We start from the raw sequence: 6477 nt of genomic DNA on the forward strand, positions 1-6477 counted from the left end.
CGTCGGTGTTGGATGTGGCGGTGGCGTTGTCGTCGGGTGCGACGTTGTGGGTGGCGTCGGAGGAGCAGCGGGAGGAGCCGCGGCGGCTGGCGGAGATGTCCGGGGTGCGGGCGGCGAGTGTGGTGCCGTCTCTGCTCGGGGTGTTGGAGCCGCAGGACCTGTCGCAGGTGGAGACCCTGCTGGTGGGTGCCGAGGCGATTGGCGAGTCGGCGGCGCGGGCGTGGTCTGCGGGGCGCCGGTTGGTGAACACGTATGGGCCGACCGAGGCGACGGTGATGGTGGCTGCCGAGGTGGTCGACGCGGATCGGCAGGGCCCGGTGCCGTTCGGCCGGCCGATCGCCAATACCCGTCTGTATGCGCTGGACGAGACGTTGCAGCCGGTGCCCGTAGGAGTGGCCGGGGAGCTGTATATCGGCGGGACGCAGCTTGCGCGCGGGTATGTGGGTCGGCCCGGTCTGACGGGTGAGCGGTTCGTGGCCTGCCCCTTCGGGGCGTCCGGTGAACGGATGTACCGGACCGGGGACGTGGCCAAGTGGACCCCGGACGGTCAACTGGTCTTCGCCGGCCGCGCCGATGAGCAGGTGAAGATCCGTGGTTTCCGGATCGAGCCGGGCGAGATCGAGGCTGTGCTGGAAGCCCGTGCCGAGGTGGCGCAGGCCGCGGTGATCGCCCGCCAGGACCCGCCCGGCGACAAGCGCCTGGTCGCCTACGTGGTGGCCGCGGACGCAGGGCTCGACACGGATGCCCTGCGGGACGTGGTGGCGTCGCGGCTGCCGGAGTACATGGTCCCGACTGCCTTTGTGACGCTGGACGAGTTGCCGCTGACCGCCAACGGCAAGCTCGACCGCAGGGCGCTTCCGGTGCCGGAGTATGCCGCGAGTGGCGGCCGGGGCCCGGCGACCGTACAGGAGGAGATCCTCTGCGCGGCCTTCGCGGACGTTCTGGGTCTGGAATCGGTGGGCCTCGACGACGACTTCTTCCGGCTGGGCGGACACTCGCTGTTGGCGGTGTCGTTGGTGGAGCGGCTGCGGGCCCGTGGTGTGTCGGTGTCGGTGCGGGCGCTGTTCGAGGCGTCGACGCCGGCCGGGCTTGCCAGGGCCACGGGCGTCGGATCAGTGGACGTGCCGGACAATCCGATCCCGGTCGGCGCGGAGCGGATCACGCCGGAGATGCTGCCGCTGGTCGAGCTGTCGCAGCAGGAGATCGACCGGGTGGTCGCGGCGGTCGACGGCGGAGCGTCGAACGTCGCGGACGTCTATCCGCTGGCGCCGTTGCAGGAGGGCATGTTCTTCCACCACCTGATGGCCGACGAAGGGGGCGACGTCTACCTGACGGCGCGCGTCGTTGAGTTCGACACCCGGACCCGGCTGGACGCTTTCGTCGGAGCGCTTCAGCAGGTCGTGGACCGGCACGACATCTACCGCACGGGTGTCGTGTGGGAGGGGCTGCGCGAGCCGGTTCAGGTGGTGTGGCGGCGGGCTCAACTGCCGTTCGTAGAGCACGCTTTGGATGCCGAAGCGGACGAGCCTGCCAGTGCGTCGGAGCGCTTGATCGCCCTCGCAGGGGCAGTGCTGAACCTTGACCGCGCCCCCCTGCTGGACGTGCATGCGGCCGAGGTGTCCGGGGGCCGGTGGCTGGCCGTCGTACGGATGCATCACCTGCTCCAGGACCACCTGGGCATGGACGTACTGCTGCAAGAATTGCGGGCGGTGCTCACGGGCAACGCGCACGAGCTGGCGCCGGCGATGCCGTTCCGGAACTTCGTGGCGCAGACGCGTGCCGTGCCCCGGGCCGAGCACGAGCGGTACTTCGCCGAGCTGCTCGGTGATGTCACCGAGCCGACCGTCCCGTACGGGGTGCTCGACGTACGCGGTGACGGCAGCGGGGTGACCGAGGCGGTCGTGCCCTTTGCCGCCGATGAAACCGACGGACTGCGGCGTGTGGCACGGGAGTTGGGGGTCAGCCCTGCAACCGTGCTGCACGTGGCCTGGGCGCGGGTCCTGGAGGTGCTGTCCGGGCGTGACGACGTGGTGTTCGGCACGGTGCTGTTCGGCCGGATGAACGCCGGCGCAGGAGCTGACCGGGTGCTGGGCCCGTTCATGAACACCCTGCCGGTACGGGTACGGACCGGCAGGGTCGGAGTGCGGGCAGCGGTCGAGGGGATGCGGGAGCAGCTGGCGGGACTGCTGGAGCACGAGCACGCTCCACTGGCGGTGGCGCAGCAGGCCAGCGGGATCGCGGGCGACACCCCGCTGTTCACCTCGCTGTTCAACTACCGGCATATCACCGGCACTTCCGAAGCCCCGACCGGTGGGGAGCAGACCGGCCGGCGGCCGATGGAAGGCATCCGCAACGTTCTCGTCCGGGAGCGCACCAACTACCCGGTGACGGTCTCGGTCAACGACTTCGGCGGCGCCGGAATGAGCGTGAGCCTGCTGGCGGCCGATGGCATCGACCCACAGGTGGTGGGCCGTTCGCTCCGCACCGCCCTGGCGAGCGTGGTCGACGAACTCGCGACGGTGCTGGACGGTGGCCCGGACACCTCGCTGACCGCGGTGGCCGTCCTGGATTCGAGGGAGCGCGACCAGGCGCTCGTCGAGTGGAACGACACCGCGGTCGAAGGGGCACTGAGGTCGGTCCCGGATCTGTTCGAGGCGCAGGTCGCGCGGACGCCGGGCGCGCCGGCGCTGGTGGGGTCCGGGTTCACACTGAGTTTCGCGGAGCTGGACGAGCGTGCCAACCGCCTCGGACGGCATCTGTCCGGCCTGGGAGTGGGACCGGAGGCGGCGGTCGCCGTGGCCGTGGACGGCGGCGCCGAGCTGATCGTGGCATGGCTGGGGATTCTCAAGGCGGGCGGCGCATACGTACCGGTCAACACTGAATATCCGGCCGAGCGGATCTCGTTCATGCTGTCCGACTCCGCGGCCGTCGCGGTGGTGGCCACCGGATCCGCGCGCGCCGCCTTCGAGGGACTCGATGTGCCGGTGGTGGAGCTGGACGATCCCGCCACGGCCCACGAACTCGCCGGTCTTGACGGTGGCCCGCTGTCGCGTCAGCTGCGCCCCGAGCATCCGGTGCAGATCATCTATACCTCCGGGTCCACCGGTGTGCCCAAGGGCGTGGTCATCCTGCACCAGGGCGTCGACCGGGTGGCGCGGCATGTGGGTGTGGCCGCGGGGGACGTGGTGAGCCAGCTGGCCTCGGTGTCGTTCGACGCGAGCACCCTGGAGGTCTGGGGTGCGCTGCTGAACGGCGCGACACTGGCGCTTCCGGAGCAGGGCGAGCTGTCGGTGGCGGAGCTCGGCGACTTCGTGTCCGCTCACCGGGTGTCCACCGCGTGGCTGACGGCCGGGCTGTTCCACGAGGTGGTGGACGCCGACCTTCAGGTCCTCGCCGGTCTGCGTCAGGTGTGGGCCGGCGGTGACGTGCTCTCTCCCGCGCACTGCGACCGTGTGACGGGCGAACTGCCGCGGACCGCGCTGACGAACGTGTACGGCCCGACCGAATGCACGGTGTTCACCACGACACACCCGGTGGCCGGCCCGGGAGACGGGCGCGGTGTGCCCATCGGGAGTCCCGTGGCGGCCAGCCGGGTCTACGTTCTGGACGCGTCGCTGAACCCGGTGCCGGTGGGTGTGCCCGGTGAGCTGTACACGACCGGAGCCGGGCTGGCCCGCGGGTATGTGGGACGGCCGGGATTCACCGCCGAGCGCTTCGTCGCCTGCCCGTTCGAGCCCGGGGAGCGGATGTACCGGACCGGCGACCAGGCAGTATGGCGCCAGGACGGCGTGCTGTCGTTCGTGGGCCGGGTGGATCAGCAGGTGAAGATCCGCGGAATGCGGATCGAGCTGGGCGAGGTCCGGAGCGCGCTCGCCGGGCATCCGGCGGTGGGCCGGGCCGAGGTGATCGTCCGCGAGGACGTCCCGGGCGACAAGAGGCTGGTGGCCTACGCGGCGCTCACCGAGGACGCGGACACATCGGCGGAGTCCCTGCTGGAGTCGGTGGCCGAGACGCTGCCCGCCCATCTGGTGCCCTCGACGGTGGTGCTGCTCGAACGCTTCCCGCTGACCGTGAACGGAAAGGTGGACCGCTCGGCCCTGCCCGCTCCCGACTACGCGGCCATGGGTGTGTCCGAGCGCCGCGCGCCGGCCACGGTGCAGGAGGAGATCCTGTGCGGGGTGTTCGCGGAGGTGCTGGCGCTGGAGTCGGTGGGGGTCGACGACGACTTCTTCCGGTTGGGCGGACACTCGCTGCTGGCCGCCCGGCTGGTGTCGCGGATCCGCACGATTCTGGGTGTCGAGCTGCCGCTGAGGGCGCTCTTCGAGGCACCGACGGTGGCCGGTCTCGCGACGCGGTTGGCCGAGGCGGCGCAGGCTCGGACACCGCTGCGGGCTGCGGAGACACGTCCGGAGCGGGTGCCGTTGTCGTTCGCGCAGCGACGGTTGTGGTTCCTGGGCCAGTTGGAGGGACCGAGCCCGACGTACAACATCCCCATGGTCGTGTCACTGACCGGCGAGGTGGACGTCGCCGCGCTGGGTGCGGCGCTGAGAGATGTGATCGCCCGGCATGAGTCGCTGCGCACACTGTTCCCGGCGGTGAACGGCGAGCCCTACCAGCGGATCCTCGATGCCCGGGAACCGCACGGGGACCTGCGGGTCGAGCCGGTGACACCCGCGGAACTGGCCGACGCCGTGCGGCAGGCTACGCAGCACACGTTCGATCTGTCGGCGGAGCTGCCGATCCGGGCGTGGCTGTTCGAGGCCGGGCCGGACGAGCGGGTGCTCGTCGTGGTGGTGCATCACATCGCCGGCGACGGTTGGTCTACCGCTCCGTTGGCACGGGACCTGTCGGTCGCGTATGCGGCGCGGTCGCAGGGCGAGGCGCCGGTGTGGGAGCCGTTGCCGGTGCAGTACGCGGATTATGCGTTGTGGCAACGGGAGTTGCTGGGGGAGGAGTCCGACCCGGACAGCCTGTTGTCGGAGCAGGTGGAGTACTGGCGGCAGGAGTTGACCGGAGCACCGGAGGAGATCGCCCTGCCGGTCGACCGGCCGCGTCCCGCGGTGGCGACACATGTGGGGCATCGGGTGCCGTTGCGGGTGCCGGCCGAGGTGCACCAGCGGGTGGTGGACCTCGCGCGTGCCGAGGGCGTGACGGTGTTCATGATCCTGCAGGCCGCGCTGGCGGTGACGCTGTCACGGCTCGGTGCGGGGACCGATGTGCCGATTGGTTCCGCGATCGCGGGACGTACCGACGAGGCGTTGGACGATCTCGTCGGGTTCTTCGTGAACACGCTGGTGGTGCGGACGGATCTGTCCGGTGATCCGGAGTTCCGTCAGGTGCTGGGACGGGTTCGGGAGGCGAGCCTCGGGGCGCTGGCGCATCAGGATGTGCCGTTCGAGCGGCTGGTGGAGGAGCTGGCGCCGGAGCGTTCACTGTCCCGGCACCCGCTGTTCCAGGTGATGCTGACGCTGCAGAACACCGACGGCGCCAGGCTGGAGGTGGCCGGTGCCCGTGTCGGTGCCGGGGAGCCGGCGGCCGGTGTGTCCACTGCGTCGGTGAAGTTCGACTTCGATGTGTCGCTGGCGGAGGTGCTGGACGAGGAAGGCCGTCCGGCCGGGCTGCGGGGATCGCTGATCGCGTCGGCGGACCTGTTCGAGGTGGAGACCGCCGAACGCCTGACGAGCTGGTTCGCCCGGGTGCTGGAACACGTGACGGCGGCGCCCGACGTGCGGCTGCATGCGGTCGACGTCATTGACGCGGCTGAACGGGACCAGGTGCTCGTCGGATGGAGTGACACCGCGGCCGCAGGCCCGGCGGACACCGTCATCGAGCTCTTCGGCCAACGGGTGGACGCCGCACCGGACGCGGTGGCAGTGGTGGCCGACGGGGTCGAGCTGTCCTACGGCGAATTGGACGCGGCGGCGAATCGGCTGGCGCACTGGCTGCGTGGGATGGGTGTGGGCCCGCAGACGGTGGTGGGCGTGTGCCTGCCGCGCGGGGCCGAGTTGGTGACGGCGATCCTCGGGGTGTGGAAGGCGGGAGCGGCGTACCTGCCGATCGACCGCCAACTGCCCGGCGAGCGCGTGCAGTTCATGCTCGGCGACGGCAGTGTGCAGCTCGTGGTGGCGGACCACTCGGCGACCGAGGGCCTGGCCGAAGCGCTGAGCGGCGTGCCGGTTGTGTGGCTCGACGATTCGCAGCTGCAGGCACAGTTGGACGAGCTGCCGACGAGCCCGCCGACGGTGACGGTGACATCGGTGGAAGTGGCGTATGTGATCTATACGTCGGGTTCGACGGGTGTGCCGAAGGGTGTGGCGGCGACCCACGGCGGGGCGCTGAACCTGGTGGCGGCGCAGATCGAGCGGTTCGCGGTGGAGCCGGGCTCGCGGGTGTTGCAGTTCGCGTCGATCGGTTTCGATGCGGCGGTGTCCGAGGTGTTGATGGCGCTGTGCTCCGGTGCGGCTCTGGTGGTGGCGT

At 70.7% G+C, this 6477-nt stretch carries 1 protein-coding gene; it reads left to right on the top strand.

Going from position 1 to position 6477, the window contains the following annotated elements; all coding sequences use genetic code 11:
- The coding region (locus ACWD2L_RS40700; protein WP_451193763.1) for an amino acid adenylation domain-containing protein at positions 1 to 6477 on the top strand (6477 nt) is incomplete at both ends.

Source organism: Streptomyces sp. NPDC002754 (assembly GCF_053592315.1).